Source organism: Acidaminococcus hominis, assembly GCF_022484025.1.
Classification (GTDB): domain Bacteria; phylum Bacillota; class Negativicutes; order Acidaminococcales; family Acidaminococcaceae; genus Acidaminococcus; species Acidaminococcus hominis.
The window spans coordinates 1483871-1499288 of record NZ_JAKVMG010000001.1 but is presented as its reverse complement, the minus strand read 5'-3'; the positions used below and the strand labels follow the sequence as shown (position 1 = coordinate 1499288).

Genomic DNA, 15418 nt, shown 5'->3' with positions numbered 1-15418 from the left:
ATGGGGAAACTTTTTCATTATGTAATCAGCGCCAAAGACGCTCAGGAAAGAAGAGCCTCTATTTTGGCTAACTTTCGTTCCCATGGTCTGGAACCATGTTTTTTTGATGCCATTATGGGTAATGCCCTGACGGCAGAACAGCAGAAGGAACTGAACGTGGATACAGGGGTCATGGGACTGGGAGAAGTGGGCTGCGCCCTGTCCCATATGGGCGTGTACCAGAAACTATTGGACAGCCAGGAACCCTATGTATTTGTGTTCGAGGATGATGTGCATTTGAATGACGCTTTTTTTCAGGCGCTGCCAGCTCTCCGGCAATTCCTGGACACCCATTCGGAACCCCTGGTGCTGCTGCTGTATAAGGCTCGGGCCCATACCCGGATAGCAGTAAAAAAAGACGGCAAGCCTTTTATTCTCCATGCTTTGGCGGGATCTTATGGACACGGGTATGTAATCAATCGCAAGGCAGCAGAAAATATTCTTCGGTTTCAAACACCGCCCCGGATTGAAATTGATGCCTGGGCCCAATACCTAAAATTAGATTTGCTAGAAATTTATTGTACTAAAGAAACCTTGGTGCAGCTTCAAAAGCAGCATTCTCAGGATTCCCAGATTGATGCCATTGCTTCCCGGGCTAAAAAGAATCCCCTTTATGAAAAGCAGATGCGCAGACAGCGCATCGGGGGGTATTATGACCAGCTTTCCTGGGGAGAAAAGTTGAACATTCAAGGTAAGCGAATCTGGCGCCACGTACAGGAATTGTATTACGATAAAGACACTTCTCATCACTAAAGCCAGAAACAGGGGTGTAGACGGCTTTACAATTATTGCTTTGAAAATATTGACTAAATGAAGTCAAAGAAAGGTTATTTTAAAAGGAAGTTTAACGTACTGCTTTGAATCTTCTTCTTTTTAGAAACTACTAGGAAGCATCGGATTGGAAATGAGCGTACGTTTAAGAATTGTTGATTCGATTGGGGGACAAAATGAATAAACCATTTTTTCATTATGTAATTCATGCAAGTGTCGCTGTTGAACGTAAAAATGCCATTTTAGAAAACTTCCATAAATATGGAATAGAACCGCAATTCTTTGAAGCAGTGATGGGAAATAAATTATCTCCTCAACAGCTAGAAAAATTACATGTGGATACAGGAATCATGAGTCTGGGTGAAGTAGGTTGTACGCTTCCCCATTTGGGTATCTACAGAAAATTATTGGAGTCTCAGGAACCCTATGTTTTTGTGTTTGAGGATGATGCATATCTTAATGCCGAATTTTTTAGAGATTTATCGGATTTGATGCATTTTTTGGATAATCATCCAGAGCCTATAGTTTTCTTGCTGCACAAAGTGATTGCTCATACCAAAACAAGAGTGAAAAGAGCTGGAAAACCGTTCATTCGTCACTGTTTAGCTGGCTCCGGTGGATATGGATACGCAATCAATCGAAAAGCAGCAGAAAATATGCTTCGCCTTCATACTTTTCCTCGTATGGAAATAGATGCATGGGCTCAGTATAAAAAATTAAACCTACTGGATATATTTTGCACAGAAGAAGATTTAGTCACAATTCATGAAGAAAACGATAGCAATTCGGTGATTGACCGTATTGCACCGCGTGCCCAAAAAGACCGTAAGTATTTGAAAAAAATGAAGCGGAAGAGAATGAAAAATTTTTACCGGACCATGTCCGGCCGGGAAAAAATGGTGATGCAGGCCAAACGGCTTTGGCATCATATTCAAGAATTTTATTATGATAAGGAAGTAAAGCCGGAATGACGTACCATAAAATCTTTTTGGATGGGATTATGCACATGGGGGATATGCTGATGACCGCCTCGGTGCTGCCCGTCCTGCGCAAGCACTGCCCCCATGCCCAGATTGTCTACCTGGCCAAAAAGGAATTGGCTTTTGTGGCGGAAATGCTGGAAGGGGTGGATCGGGTAATTCCCTACGGCTATCAAAGCGGCGGGGGGTACCGGGATGTGTACCGGCTGGGAAAAAAGCTGGGCCGGGAAGGTTTCGACCTGGGGATTTCCCTGGACCCCCGGGAACGGGTAACCCTGATGAAATGGATAGCCCGAATGCCGGAACGGCTGAGCCTGGAGCGGGGGCTGGGCTGGGAACTGGGCTGGGAAAAGCTGTTTTATACCCAGGACCTGCCCCTGCCGGCTGGGTGGAACTTTCAGGACCACAGTATGGCGGTGAACTTCCAGCAAATGCTGCGGCTGTTTTTCCAGGACCCAGATACCCAGTATGCCTGCGCCCATTTTAAGCCTTTTTCCCAGGAGGTAGAGGACTGGTGCAGGGCGCTGCTGACCCAGCAGCCAGGGAGCAAGCGGGTGGCCCTGTGCATCCAGTCCAGCAGTCCGTCCAAGGATTGGCCGGCAAAAAAGTTCAGCCAGATATGTAATTGGCTAATTGACAAGTATCAGGCAGTAGTATATATTACAGGTGTTTCCAGCCATGAAGCCAAAGCCAAGACCATTCTCAAGGGAATTTCCCGGCAGGAACAAGTGGTGGATTTGGTGGGAAAATCCTCTTTTCCCCAGTTGGCAGGCTTGTTATCCAAAATGGATCTGCTGCTGAGCCTGGATACGGGAACGGCCCATGTGGGCGGAGTGGCAGGCTGTCCTGTAATTACGCTCTTTACCCACAATTCCCCGGTGATCTATCAGGCTCCAGGGCTGCATTCCCTGGGCGTCAGCGGGCACCTTCCCTGTTCGGGAAAATACGTTTGCGTAGGTCCCAACCATTGTTCCAAAACGGACTGCGTAGACGCCATTACATTACCCATGGTCCAACAGGCCATAGAAAGCGTATTTGAAAAATCATGAAAACATTTGAGTCAGGCTTTTTTGCATTGGACCATTTCATTGCCAAGAAGGAAGACTTCGATTTTTTGGAAGCCGCTGCCAAAACTCCCTGGCACATTGCGTATAATGTCAATGATCCGTTCTTTTCCATTATGGGAGCCTCGGTGGTTTCCGTTCTGGAAAACAACCCGGACCAGCCGCTGGTGTTCCACCTGTTTACTGATGGGTACAGTCCGGAAAACCGGGACAAGGTCCAGCAGCTGGCTAAGCAGTGGCACTGCCGCTGCGTACTGTACGAACTTCATATGGAACCCTTCCAGGACTTTCATGTGAAGGTGGCCCGGTTCTCCCGGATTACCTATGGGCGGCTGTATATGCCCAAGGTCCTGAAGAGCCTGACGGACCGGTTCCTGTACTTGGACGCGGATACCATGGTGGCGGCCTCCCTGGCGCCGCTTTTTACTTTGGATATGACAGGCTATGCCATGGGCGCTGTATCGGAACGGCCCAAGGATGCAGCCTACCGGGGCGGCTATCTGAAGCTCAAGAACGGCAAGTACTTTAATGATGGGATTATGCTGGTGAATATTCCGGAATGGGAGAAGCAGGGGATTACGGAAAAGGCTTTCTCCTTCCAGAAGGAACCCCGGGAACGGTTCCTGGGGCAAAGCCAGGATGTGCTGAACCTGACCTTTGACGGCACCAACCTGTTTCTGCCGCCGGAGTACAATGAATTTGGCGGCGGGGAAGACGACCAGGGCCATGGAGTGATCATCCACTGGACCGGCCGCCGGAAGCCCTGGCAGATGGTGCTGGCCCCCTTTGATGCCCAGTGGCGGAAGTACAACGCCCTGTCCCCCTGGGAAACCCTGACCAATACTTTGCCCATCAAGAAACCGGAAAACTATCATGATTTCAAGCAATGGGCCAAGTTCCGGAAAAAGGACAGCTTCTCCGATTATCTTTGGGGAATGGCTTGGTATGCCTGGCTGAAGCTGCGCTATAAACTCTAAATACAAATGAAAATCCGAGCTGCAGAGGCATAAACCTTTGCGGCTCGGATTTTCTATTCTGGCTCTTCACGTTTTATTGTGGGATGGCAGATTTCTGCCATCCTTCTTTTATGTCTAGCAACATCCCACTGTCGCAATCTCTAGACAGTGCCGTTTCGTATAGATGGTAATGCTGAATATCGAATCAGAGTGAAAAAATATTCATCATTTTTGTATCCATACCCTATTCGTTTTGCAACCTTAATCTTGTTATTGAAGCCTTCAAGCTTTCCTGTGGTAATCGGATGGGCTGAGTGAGCAATCAAACCCTCTTTGCGTTTTCGCTTTAAGCGGGCAAACTTTTGCAGCTGCGGTATGTTGCCCTCCTCGGCTCCTTTAAACCATTTTTCCCATTCTACGGCAGCTAAATCGGGGTTTCTAAGCTCGAATAGATCACTTAGTTCCTCTTTCATTGTATGGCAAACTGTCAAATTTTCATGTTTTTTAAGGATTTCCTTGAGATTTTCTGCCTTTTTATCGCTTAGTGTTTCTTCCTTGCAAAGCAGCGTCCAGCGAGCTTGTTTTACTTCCTTGTAAAGCCGATTCTCCTCTTTAATTGAATCCTCTGCTTTTGTTGCCTGCTCTTCAGCAATATTCTCTGTAATCCCAAGCTTTAGGTTATCGGCTTTCTCTTTGTGCTGTCTTGCTTCCTCCAGCCTTACGGCTCCCAGCACATCTCGTCCATACTGGGCTTGCATATGGTAGCGGTCGTGTACTATTGCCGCATGAGGCAGATACTTTTCTACCAGGGTGTTGAACGATGCGTTCATGTCCATTGCGACAGCTTCTACTTCAGACAAATACTCCAGGTCTGTCTCTTCAAAAAACTTTGTAAAGGCAGCTATAGAGCGTCCCGCACCAACCCAGAGGATGTCTCCCATATCAAGGTCCATAACACAGGTTGCGTAAGTATGGCCTTTGTGCATTGCAAACTCATCAACGGCAAGATGCTTAGGACGGTAGCCACTTTTGCGAAGTTCCTCGCTTCGCGTTTTGAGAGCCTCGTCCATAATTTCCTTATGGATTTTAGAAACTGTTCCCCAATGGATACCGGTCAAATCGCTGACTGCTTTAATCGTCATTTGATGCATAAGCAAAATCTTGATCCATAAAGCGGCACGAGAAGTGACTCTGGTTCCAGGATACTTAAAGGTTATGTTTTCATTGAAGGTATGCCCGCATTTTTGGCACCGGTAGCGGTGGAATCTCACACGAAGAATCCGTGGCTTTCCGGGTATCCAGGGCATGTCTTTAAGTGTAGTTACAGGGTTGTCATGGACATGGACCTTACCGCCGCAGCAAGGGCATACAACGTCGGCTGTAGGCCGGGTACTATTTACATCTATGATCTCTTCAAAAAGAGAAGCAATACTCGTAGGAATATTTTCCTGTATGTTTTTGCATAAATTTGCTATACTTGAGGTTGAGAGCACGTGGATCATTCCTTTCGTAGTTTTGTCGCTATTACTTAGAATGGAGCATCCCGTGCTCTTTTTCAATACCTTTTTTCAGTTTTTAAATTCTGTCTTAGATTTCGTATCCCCCAATTTTCCGTGATGAGCCTCTATTCTTCACTGATTTTCTTTTTCCCGTGGAGGGTGAGGGCATTGTCCTGGGTCAGCTGGTAATCCGGCTGGGTCAGGTCATGACGGGCATCGTAGAAATTGGAAGGGGCTTGGAGCAGGCCGGACATCGTATCAAACACCAGGTCATTGGTAAATATTGCTGACTCATGCTGGCGAAGGACTTTCACGGTTTCCGGGTAGGCTGCCTGGTAACTGGGGGATAGGTAGATCCACAGGGGAATCCGCACCATATTGAATTTGAAGGGGGAAGCCGTATGGGTCAGTTCTAGGTCTTCCCCGTGGTCGGAGAAATAGACCAGGGCTTGCAGCTGCAAACGGTTCTGGCCTTCCTGATAGATTTGCTGGAGAATGGAATCTGTATGGTGGAGGGAGCGCTGGTACCAGATTTCTTTTTCTTCTTTATCTAGCAGTTCCCAGCCCTGCGCCAGGCAGTACTCTTCTGGAATCCTCTGGTCATTGCATAAATCGGTGTAAGTTTACCGTCTGCACGGACTTTTTTTACCACCTTCTCGGAATTCTTTTACCACCCCACCGCACTAGTAGGCCATTAAGAGATTCAGCCAAAAGCTCTGCCGGATGGTTGAGCCGGCAGAGCTGGTTATTTAGTTTTCTTTAAAGTATAGATAAGCTTTAGCTTTGAGTTGCTTTCAGGCCATACCGTTCTCTCATTGAGATACGGCCTTCAACCATAATTACGTATGAGTTATGGATAATGCGGTCCATAATAGCATCAGACACAGGGCTTGCAGATTCGGGGTTCGAATCAATCCTGGTATACCAGCCATCTGTGCTGTACTGGGTGCAGAAAATCATAGAACGTTGGCAACGAGTTTCTACAATTTCTAATAGATCATAACTTTCCTGCGGTGTTAGGGGGCGTATAAGCCATTCATCCAAAATGAGCAAATCAACCTTTTTGTAATTGGACAGGCATTTCTTTAATTCACCGCCGCTTCGGGCAATATTCAACTCATCCAGCAATTCTGGCATACGAATATATCGTACTTTCTTGAATCGTCGGCAGGCAGCGTTACCAAGAGCACAGGCAATGTAGGTTTTACCATTGCCAGAAGCTCCTTCCAGAATAATATGGTGTCCCTCGTCTACAAATTTGCAGCTGGATAGGCGTAAAATCTGTGCTTTATCCAACTTTCTATCTTCGTAGTACTCAATTTCTTCTACTGCGGCAGCTGGGGCAGAAAAATTTGCATTCTTAATGAGTCGCTGTACTGTATTCGTTTGGCGTCGGTTCCATTCGGCAGTCACCATCAGTCCTAATCGTTCCTCAAAGCCAAGCTCATTAAAGGTTGAGTCTTGTAATTGGTGGGATAATTCATCCGCCATAGCGGTCATTCTCATCTTCCTAAGCATCTCTACGGTTTCCTGGTCTATCATTGGCGGCCACCTCTATCCTTACTGAAATACGAGGCACCGCGTGTAATTCCGTAGTTGTTTGCTGCGGCTGGCTTTTTCTGCGGAGCGTTTTTAACAGGTTTATCTTGGTCATTTTTTAAAATGCTGCTGACGTTACGGACGGACGGAGTGGCCTTGTAGGCGAAAATACGTCCACAAGCGTTTTCAAGCCGTACTTTCCCGTAACGTTCTTCCAATTTCCTAAGGCTGGAGCAGGCTTTGTAGCCCTGTTCTGGGGCCTTTCCGCTGGTAAGGAAATACTGCACAGTCTTTTCTGTCATGGGACCAACAGTCGTTGCCCAACGAGTGAAATCATCCGTATTGTAGGTCAGGTACCTTTGGTGTGCAAGGGGCATGTGCTCTAGGTTTACCAGCGGATCTCTCTGGACGGTCCGCAAACGACGGTGGCTGGCAACACGGCTGCCGTGGAAGAATACTTCTACAGTAGTCTTTGTCACCCGAATGTCTACCTTTTCGCCAATCAAGTTGTAAGGGACTGAATATTTGTTCTTGCCATCTGAAATAAGATAATCATTGGGAACTTTGGCTACCGACCAAACAGCAGCCTCAAAATCTGTAGGTGGCAGAGGAAGCATATATTGCTTTTCTTCTTCCATATAGGCACTGTAGCGGGAGCCTGCCATCTGCTTAAAGGGGCGGTCGTTCATTTCTTTAAGTTTTTCCGCAATAGCCTCATTCATTTCATGAAGGGAAAAGAATTTCCTTGAACGTAAGGCAGCAAGAATCCAGGTTTCAGCAAAACGCACAGAAGCTTCTGCGGAGCTTTTATCCTTAGGCCTGCGCACACGGGCTGGTACAATTGCCGTACCATAATGTTCAGCCAATTCCTGGTAACTGTGGTTTAGGATTGTTTCATACTTAGTATTAGACGTGGTTGCAGTTTTGCAATTGTCAGGAATTAGAAGCCGAGGAACACCACCATAAAACTTGAAGGCGTGGATATGGCAGTTCAGCCAGTTCTCAGTTTTCATATCGTCGCAGGCTTCTGCATAGGTATAATAACTGCACGGCAAGGTGGCAATAAAGAGATACGCTGGGCTTGTACTGCCGGTTACCGGGTCATATACGGGAAGAGTATCCCCAGCCCAGTCGACCTGCATGGCATCGCCAGGTTTATGCTGAATACGCATGGTAGCTTTGGTTACCCGAGCCCATTTTCGGTATTTCTCTGCAAATTGTGTACTCATATAAGGCGTTTTGCCAGTCTCGTAGCACTGTCTGCAATATTCTTCCCATAGAAGCGTCATCGTTACACCAGATTTTGCTAGTTCCCGATGGATGTAGGGATAGTCTGGTTCAACATAAAAAACTTTGGTCATGCTCTTTCTTGGGAATAATATTGTTTCCAATTCAGCATTAGTGATGCTGGAATCCAGCGGCCAGCTAATGCCTTGTTGGTCTGCAGCCTTGTAGACTGCACTGATGGTTGGGCGAGAAGCAACTTTGGTTAAAGCTATCCCGCGTTGAGTGCACCCCTTGCTTCGCAGCATAAGAATCTTTCGGTAATCCGTCATATGAGGACCCCCTTATACTAAAGTCACACGAGAACCGTGTGCTATCTTCAGTATGAGAGTTATTGAGCAGGGTGGCAAATACTTCCGGAAGGATGGTCAAATAACTGCGGCAGAGTGGTAAAAAAAGTCCGTGCACATGGCAAAATCGTATCGGTATATTCAGTCATAGCGGAAATGGCTGCCGGTCAGGTGCAGTACAATAAAATTGTTCTGGCCGCCAGGAACTTCTTGAAGGGCGGAAAGCAGCACTTCATCGGTTCCTTTGAAATTTTCCCGGTAATCCGCCTGCTGGGAAATGACGGTAATGCCCGCATCGGAGACAACCCCGGCTTCCTGGGTAGAAAGCCAGTAGGTGGTATAACCGGCTTTTTTGGCTAGGCTCATAAGATCCACGGCCTTTTTGAGGGGCACTCGGTTGTACTGGTTGGCACTGGTAAGAGCTTGGGTTACGGCCATAATGGTGTTGGGAAAATTGGCGTAGGAATTGGGATAAAAGAAAAAATTGGGATTCTGTTTCATGGTCCGTTCCCAGGGGGTGGAATCAAAACTGGTGGGGGCAAAGGCTGACATGGCATCCCGGGTGGCACTTTCTCCAATGACCAAAATGATGGTTCCGGGAACTTTTTGACTAATTAACTGTTCTTGGGACAGCAGCTGAAGCTTTTGTGTATTTCGGGGCAGGTTTTTCTTTAACTCCAGAAAAGCGCGCATAGGGCCGCCTTTTTGGTATAGATGCGTCAAACGGTCCAAGGGAAAGACGGAAAAGGTATAACTGCCTGTAAAGTATAACACTAAGGCCAAAACGGCAAGCTGTTTCTTGCGGGAGCTTACCGACAGGCTTTTCTGCGCAGCGGGGAAGGCCAAACTATGGACCAGCGCCAGAAAAGACCCTGCCAGAAGCAGAAGAATGGTAAGCAGCAGGGGCTGGGAAAACGTAGCCGTCAAATAGTTGTAGGCTTCCAGCGGAGTGGTGGCGATGATGGACATCAGGATGATCTCATCCATGGGTTTGCCGTAATGGACGAAATAAAACAGATAAGCCATGGCACTGGTGATTTCGCCCCACAGGGGCAGGGCACAAAGCACACCAAGCGGCAGCTGCAGCCGTCCGGCTTGGGGCAGCAGTTGCTGCAGCAGCCAGACGGTGGTGTACAGCAGGCTGGGGAAAATCCAGTAACTGCCCACGTCTTCTTGAAAATAGTCGGGAATCCAGGAAAAAACATAGCTGTAGGGAACCAGCCATAACAGCAGGAGCAGCAGGGGAAGGGACTCCAGGGAGAGCTTCCTGGAGGTTAGGCTCTCTTGGAGAAACAGGCAGCCCCAGAGGAAGACAAAGCTGCGCAGCAGCCGCAGCTGGGTGATGTGGTGCAGGGGCAGCAAGGGAGATTGAAAGAAACTAAACCAGAGCAATAGGAAAAATAGGACGATGCGCAAAGCAGTCTTGAGACTGCTGCACAGATTGTGTTTGGTGGAAGGGGCGAGTAACGGAATTTGCAACGATAAACCTCCAATATTGTGTATAATATGTGACAAAAATATTTGCCATTATTATAAGTTATATCAAAGAAAATTGAAAGAGTTGAAACAAAATGAACCGTGAACCGGGATGTCAGCTGGAAAAAATCCCTGAAACTTCTTTGCCCGTTGTATAATAAAATATACAGTTGCATTTTCTGTAGAAATTACCCTGGATGCCTGGCCTGCCAGGCTTTGTAAGGAGGCTATAGCCTATGACAAAATGGATTGCAGCAGCGGTGCAGATGGATTCCCAGGACAACCTGGAACAGAATCTGGAAGCGGCTGCCTATTACGTAAAAGAAGCGGCCCAGCGGGGAGCCCAGCTGGTGGTGTTCCCGGAATGCATGAACTACCTGGGCCGGGGTATTGCTGACCATGCAGAAAGTCTGCTGGGCGGCAGGACCTATCAGGTGATGGCCCAGCTGGCCAAGGACTACGGCCTGTGGCTGGAAGCCGGCAGCATTTATGAAACCAACGACCAGGACCCCAAGCGGCCCTATAATACCACTTATCTGCTGAGCCCGGAGGGGCAGCTGCTGGCCAAGTACCGGAAACTCCATCCCTTTGACGTGGTGCTGTCCAGCGGGGTGACCAGCCGGGAATCTGACCGGGTATGTCCCGGGGACCAGGTGGTGACGGCGGAAGCCGGAGAGCTGGGAAAACTGGGTCTGGCCATCTGCTACGATATCCGCTTTGGGGAACAGTTCCGGCTGATGGCGTTAGAAGGGGCCAAGGTGCTGACCATTCCCGCCAACTTTACGGTGAATACCGGGAAGGACCACTGGGAAGTGCTGCTCCGGGCACGGGCCATTGAAAATGAATGCTACGTGATTGCCCCGGACCAGATTGGTAAGAAACCCAAATTCCAGGCCTATGGCAATTCCCTGATCATTGACCCCTGGGGCCAGGTGATTGCCCGGGCGTCCAATAGACCGGGGATAATCCTGGCAGAAATTGACCTGGACTATGTGAAACAGGTTCGGGAAGAAACCTTTACCCTGGCCAATCGCCGGCCGGATGTGTATCAATTGGCGAGAACCAAATAGACTGTATAGTCCGTTCCAAACCCTTGGGACCGTGGGCATTCCACGGTCCTTTTGTGGTATAATAGAATGTATTGTGTTACTGAAATAGAGGGGGAAAATAGCATGAAGATTGCCATTGCCGGAACAGGCTACGTGGGAATTTCCAACGGGCTGCTTTTGGCACAGCATAACCACGTTGTGGCACTGGATATTGTGTCCGCCAAGGTGGAAATGCTGAATCGGGGAGAATCGCCTATTGAGGACCAGGATATCTCCCGTTTCTTGCAAAATAAAGCATTGGATTTTCGGGCCACTGTGGATCCCCAGGAGGCCTACGGGGAGGCGGACTATGTCATCATTGCTACGCCCACCAATTATGATCCTCAGAAGAACTTCTTTGACACGTCCTCTGTGGAAAGCGTGATTGAGCAGGTGCTTTCCATTGCTCCTGAAGCTTATATGGTCATCAAGTCCACGGTGCCGGTGGGCTATACGGAGGCTATGCGGACCCAGTACGGGACGGACCATATCCTGTTTTCTCCGGAATTTCTCCGGGAAGGGAAGGCCCTGCATGACAACCTGTACCCCTCCCGCATCGTGGTGGGCAGCGATACGCCGGCAGGCCATCGGTTTGCCCAGCTGCTGGAAGAAGGGGCTGCCAAAAAGGACGTGCCTGTGCTGTTTACGGGCTCTACGGAAGCGGAAGCCATCAAGCTGTTTGCCAATACGTACCTGGCGCTCCGGGTGGCCTATTTCAACGAACTGGATTCTTATGCGCAGGTCCGGGGCCTGAACACCCGACAGATTATCGACGGGGTTTGCCTGGATCCCCGGATTGGTGATTTCTACAACAATCCCTCCTTTGGCTACGGGGGCTACTGCCTGCCCAAGGATACCAAGCAGCTTTTGGCCAACTACCAGGACGTGCCCCAAAATCTGATTTCCGCCATTGTGGAAGCCAACCGGACCCGGAAGGACTTTATCTCCGATACCATTCTCTCTCGGAAACCGGCGGTGGTGGGGATGTACCGGCTGACCATGAAAACGGACTCGGACAATTTCCGGGCCTCCGCCATCCAGGGCGTCATGAAGCGCATCAAGGCCAAGGGCGTGCCGGTGGTGGTGTACGAACCTACCCTGAAGGAAGACGAATTTTTCCATTCCCGGGTGATTCGGGATTTGGCAGAATTTAAGAAGGTCAGCGACGTGATTGTGGCCAACCGCTGGTCGGAGGAACTGGCGGACGTGAAAGAAAAGGTCTTTACCCGGGACCTGTTTGACCGGGATTAAGAAGGGAGCAGACCATGAGCGAAAAAAAGCCTTTTGATCCAGAGAAAAAAGTCTTGATTACCGGCGCTGCCGGTTTTATCGGTTTCCACCTGGCCAAGCGGCTGCTGTCCCTGGGCGCCCAGGTGGCAGGGCTGGATAACCTGAATCCTTATTACGATGTGCATCTGAAATTGGACCGGCTGCGGGAATTGGACCTGTATCCCTCGTTTTCCTTTACCTGCGGGGACCTGGCCGATGCCGGCGCCGTAAATAGCCTGTTTGACGAATTTAAACCGGATATTGTGGTGAATCTGGCGGCCCAGGCTGGGGTCCGCTACAGCATTGACCATCCCCGGTCCTATATTGACTCCAACATTATCGGCTTCTTCAATATCCTGGAGGCCTGCCGGCATTTTCAGCCGGAGCATCTGCTGTATGCTTCCAGTTCCTCGGTGTATGGCAACCAGCAGAAGACGCCCTTTGCCACCACGGACCCGGTGGACCATCCCATCAGCCTGTATGCGGCCACCAAAAAATCCGATGAGCTGATGGCCTATACCTACAGCCACCTGTACGGCATTCCGGCTACGGGGCTGCGGTTCTTTACGGTGTATGGGCCCTTTGGCCGGCCGGACATGGCCTATTTCAGCTTCACCCGGAAGATTATGGCGGGGGAACCCATCAAGATTTTCAACCAGGGGGATATGTACCGGGACTTCACCTATGTGGACGATATCGTCGCCGGAGTAGAACGGATGCTGTGCAATCCGCCGGTACCCAACGAAACCGGGGACCGGTACAAGCTGTATAATATCGGCAACAACCATCCGGAAAAGCTCATGACCTTTATTGAAACCCTGGAGGACGTGCTGGGGAAAAAGGCCCAGAAGGAATTCCTGCCCATGCAGCCCGGGGATGTGTACCAGACCTATGCAGATGTCAGTGAGCTGGAAAAGGACTTTGGGTTTAAGCCCCAGACCTCTATCCGGGAGGGGCTGAGCCAGTTTGCCCAGTGGTATAAGAAGTATTATCGCTGACGAGGTGGGACGGTCCGCTGGATGGGCGTGGATAAAACCTCATTTGGTGGTGTGAAGAAATACTTATTCCCGAAAGAAAAAACGGCTTGCGAGTGCAAAAGAATTCGCAAGTCGTTTTTTATAGCCGTATCCAAGCCTCAAAACTTCCTCAGTCAGTCCTACGGACTGCCAGCCCCTTCACGCTTGAAGGGGCCGGTCTTAACCCCATACTGGTCATGTGCAAAACGAGTATAGGAAAGTAATCTATGGCATGTAGATAAATTTCTACTTCTATTCCCCTCTAGAACTTGACCAGTAGCGGCATAGAACGCTTCCTGAGTGGTTCGCCGTTTCCAATCAGCGGCGTCCTAACGGACTTGCTTCTTGGACGGCTATCACATAGGTCGCATATTCCAAATGTCCTTGAGAAACTGCATTGACATTTGGATGCGACCGTAAAACGTGTAGGAAGTGTCGCCGCAGGCGACGATAGAAGTTTCATTATTTTACAGTCCTCTTAATGGCTAGTGTGGTCTGCACAACTTCTATTTTAAATAAAAAAACCTCTGCCAAGCGGCAGAGGTTTTTTGTACAGGGAGGTTATTTCCAATAGTCCAGGTTGGAGGTATCCAGGCCGATGTTCTTGGCTTTGAATACGGGTTTCTTGCCTTCCTTCAGTTGGCGGCCGTAGTCGTCCATTACTTTCAGGGCGGTGTTGCTCAGGGCCATGATGGAAGGAATGTTTACCAGGCACATGAAGGCCATGGTGATATCAGCAGCAGCCCAGGCGTTGTCCATGGTCATGCCGGCACCTACGAAGATAACCAGAACGGCCAGGATGCGGTACAGGGTCATGAAGCTCTTGCCAGGGGTCTTGCTGTGGTTCAGGTAGTTCAGGCAGTTGTCCACGTAGAACAGGTTGCCAATCAGGGTGGTGAAGGCAAACAGTACCATGGCCACGGTGATCAGGATGGGGCCAACAGCGCCAAAGTCCACTTGTACAGCAGCCTGTACATAGGGGGCACCAGCCATTTCCTTGGTGGGAATAACGCCGGAGAACATGCACATGAAAGCGGTAGCGGTGCAGAGCACGGTATCGATGAATACGGACAGCATCTGTACCAGACCTTGCTGGGCAGGGTGAGCTACGTCAGCAGCGGCAGCGGCGTTAGGCGCACTGCCCACACCAGCTTCGTTGGAGTACAGGCCGCGTTTAATGCCGTACATCATGCAGGAACCGCCAATGCCGGCCAGAATCTTTTGGAAGTTGAAGGCATCGGAAAAAATTTCGACGAGAACGGTGGGAATCATATCCAGGTGCATTACAATAACCACCAGGGCCAGCAGTACGTACAGGATGCCCATGAAGGGAACCAGTTTTTCGGTGACGCTGACGATCCGTTTGCCGCCGCCGATGATGCAGTAGCCAACCAGTACGGCCAGGATACCGCCGATGACCCAGGGGGTGGTTACCTTGTCATAGAAGCCGTAGACGGCGAAGGTGGATTGCAGGTTGTAGGAAGCCAGCAGGTTAAAGCCGCCGGCGTAGGTAGCAATCAGGGCTACAGCGAAAGCGCAGCCCAGGCCTCTGCTGTGCAGGGCGGTTTCAATATAATAGGAAGGGCCGCCGTAGCTGTCGCCGTGTTCGTCCCGGCGTTTGTAGACCTGCGCCAGGGTGCTTTCAATGAAGGCAGTGGAACCGCCGATGATGGCAATCAGCCACATCCAGAACACGGCACCAAAGCCGCCCAAGCACAGGGCAGTGGAAATCCCGATGATGTTGCCGGTGCCCACCCGGGATGCGGTGGAAACCATCAGTGCCTGGAAAGAAGAAATGGACCCTTCTTTTTCAGGTTTCTCCATGACTACGCGGATGCATTGGGTCAGCCAGCGGCCTTGAATAAAACGAGTGCGGTAAGTAAAATAAATACCGGCTACCAGCAAAACAATGACCAGAATGGGGTAATACAGTACGTCGTCCAGCGTGGTGAGAATTTGAGACATTGTTTGTTCCTCCCTTGTTGTTTTGATACCTGTACATGTAATACAGAATATCATAATGTTTTGTTGCTTGAATTATATACTATCAAGGCGAACAATACAAAGGTTTTTTAACAGATTGTTAAAGATTTATTGAATTAACATGGTAAAGAATACTTTATACAATTTTGGGGAGGAAAAGACGC

At 49.3% G+C, this 15418-nt stretch carries 13 protein-coding genes; 7 read left to right on the top strand and 6 right to left on the bottom strand.

Annotated features, from left to right (window positions below; genetic code table 11):
* The 4 genes from LKE88_RS06575 to LKE88_RS06560 all read left to right on the top strand — a co-directional run bounded on the left by LKE88_RS06575 (position 1) and on the right by LKE88_RS06560 (position 3831).
* Positions 1 to 792 (top strand): glycosyltransferase family 25 protein, encoded by a 792-nt coding sequence (locus tag LKE88_RS06575; RefSeq protein WP_105325544.1) that lies wholly within the window; start codon positions 1 to 3, stop codon positions 790 to 792.
* Between the two features lie 194 nt (positions 793 to 986).
* The gene (locus tag LKE88_RS06570; RefSeq protein WP_231086039.1) at positions 987 to 1781 is read left to right on the top strand and encodes a glycosyltransferase family 25 protein; all 795 of its coding nucleotides are present in this window, start codon (positions 987 to 989) and stop codon (positions 1779 to 1781) included.
* On the top strand, positions 1778 to 2839 hold the full coding sequence (locus LKE88_RS06565) for a glycosyltransferase family 9 protein (protein WP_105327517.1): 1062 nt from the start codon (positions 1778 to 1780) through the stop codon (positions 2837 to 2839). The genes LKE88_RS06570 and LKE88_RS06565 overlap by 4 nt, the downstream gene beginning before the upstream one ends.
* Complete coding sequence (locus LKE88_RS06560) at positions 2836 to 3831, top strand: glycosyltransferase family 8 protein (RefSeq protein ID WP_105327516.1); 996 nt, start codon at positions 2836 to 2838, stop codon at positions 3829 to 3831. The genes LKE88_RS06565 and LKE88_RS06560 overlap by 4 nt, the downstream gene beginning before the upstream one ends.
* Before the next feature lie 140 nt (positions 3832 to 3971).
* Here LKE88_RS06560 and LKE88_RS06555 read toward each other — a convergent pair whose 3' ends face one another.
* From LKE88_RS06555 to LKE88_RS06535, 5 genes are all read right to left on the bottom strand, one after another.
* Positions 3972 to 5312, bottom strand: coding sequence for an ISL3 family transposase (locus LKE88_RS06555; protein ID WP_276803910.1), 1341 nt, complete (start codon positions 5310 to 5312; stop codon positions 3972 to 3974).
* A gap of 122 nt (positions 5313 to 5434) precedes the next feature.
* A complete protein-coding gene (locus LKE88_RS06550; RefSeq protein ID WP_105327515.1) occupies positions 5435 to 5770 on the bottom strand; it encodes an alkaline phosphatase family protein in 336 nt (111 codons plus the stop codon).
* Between the two features lie 316 nt (positions 5771 to 6086).
* Positions 6087 to 6851 (bottom strand): ATP-binding protein, encoded by a 765-nt coding sequence (locus LKE88_RS06545; RefSeq protein ID WP_105326919.1) that lies wholly within the window; start codon positions 6849 to 6851, stop codon positions 6087 to 6089.
* On the bottom strand, positions 6848 to 8404 hold the full coding sequence (istA, locus tag LKE88_RS06540) for an IS21 family transposase (protein ID WP_105326918.1): 1557 nt from the start codon (positions 8402 to 8404) through the stop codon (positions 6848 to 6850). The genes LKE88_RS06545 and istA overlap by 4 nt, the downstream gene beginning before the upstream one ends.
* A 159-nt stretch (positions 8405 to 8563) precedes the next feature.
* The gene (locus LKE88_RS06535) at positions 8564 to 9901 is read right to left on the bottom strand and encodes a sulfatase-like hydrolase/transferase (RefSeq protein WP_105326187.1); all 1338 of its coding nucleotides are present in this window, start codon (positions 9899 to 9901) and stop codon (positions 8564 to 8566) included.
* Positions 9902 to 10134: 233 nt separating this feature from the next.
* Between LKE88_RS06535 and LKE88_RS06530 the strand changes: the two genes are divergently transcribed.
* From LKE88_RS06530 to LKE88_RS06520, 3 genes are all read left to right on the top strand, one after another.
* Positions 10135 to 10968 carry a carbon-nitrogen hydrolase family protein gene (locus LKE88_RS06530; protein WP_276803085.1) on the top strand — a complete coding sequence of 278 codons (834 nt, stop codon included), beginning with the start codon at positions 10135 to 10137 and terminating at the stop codon, positions 10966 to 10968.
* A 102-nt stretch (positions 10969 to 11070) separates the two neighbouring features.
* Entirely contained in the window at positions 11071 to 12237 is a 1167-nt protein-coding gene (locus LKE88_RS06525; protein ID WP_105326185.1) for a nucleotide sugar dehydrogenase, read from the top strand.
* Positions 12238 to 12251: 14 nt separating this feature from the next.
* On the top strand, positions 12252 to 13253 hold the full coding sequence (locus LKE88_RS06520) for an NAD-dependent epimerase (RefSeq protein WP_105326184.1): 1002 nt from the start codon (positions 12252 to 12254) through the stop codon (positions 13251 to 13253).
* Positions 13254 to 13832: 579 nt separating this feature from the next.
* Here LKE88_RS06520 and LKE88_RS06515 read toward each other — a convergent pair.
* Positions 13833 to 15236: an alanine/glycine:cation symporter family protein gene (locus LKE88_RS06515; protein ID WP_105326183.1), complete on the bottom strand. Its 1404-nt coding sequence runs from the start codon at positions 15234 to 15236 to the stop codon at positions 13833 to 13835.
* Positions 15237 to 15418 lie beyond the last annotated feature (182 nt).

Coding starts and splice junctions, on each gene's coding strand:
- LKE88_RS06575 (WP_105325544.1), top strand. CDS start 1: ATGGGGAAACTTTTTCATTATGTAATCAGCGCCAAAGACGCTCAGGAA.
- LKE88_RS06570 (WP_231086039.1), top strand. CDS start 987: ATGAATAAACCATTTTTTCATTATGTAATTCATGCAAGTGTCGCTGTT.
- LKE88_RS06565 (WP_105327517.1), top strand. CDS start 1,778: ATGACGTACCATAAAATCTTTTTGGATGGGATTATGCACATGGGGGAT.
- LKE88_RS06560 (WP_105327516.1), top strand. CDS start 2,836: ATGAAAACATTTGAGTCAGGCTTTTTTGCATTGGACCATTTCATTGCC.
- LKE88_RS06555 (WP_276803910.1), bottom strand. CDS start 5,312: ATGATCCACGTGCTCTCAACCTCAAGTATAGCAAATTTATGCAAAAAC.
- LKE88_RS06545 (WP_105326919.1), bottom strand. CDS start 6,851: ATGATAGACCAGGAAACCGTAGAGATGCTTAGGAAGATGAGAATGACC.
- istA (WP_105326918.1), bottom strand. CDS start 8,404: ATGACGGATTACCGAAAGATTCTTATGCTGCGAAGCAAGGGGTGCACT.
- LKE88_RS06530 (WP_276803085.1), top strand. CDS start 10,135: ATGACAAAATGGATTGCAGCAGCGGTGCAGATGGATTCCCAGGACAAC.
- LKE88_RS06525 (WP_105326185.1), top strand. CDS start 11,071: ATGAAGATTGCCATTGCCGGAACAGGCTACGTGGGAATTTCCAACGGG.
- LKE88_RS06520 (WP_105326184.1), top strand. CDS start 12,252: ATGAGCGAAAAAAAGCCTTTTGATCCAGAGAAAAAAGTCTTGATTACC.
- LKE88_RS06515 (WP_105326183.1), bottom strand. CDS start 15,236: ATGTCTCAAATTCTCACCACGCTGGACGACGTACTGTATTACCCCATT.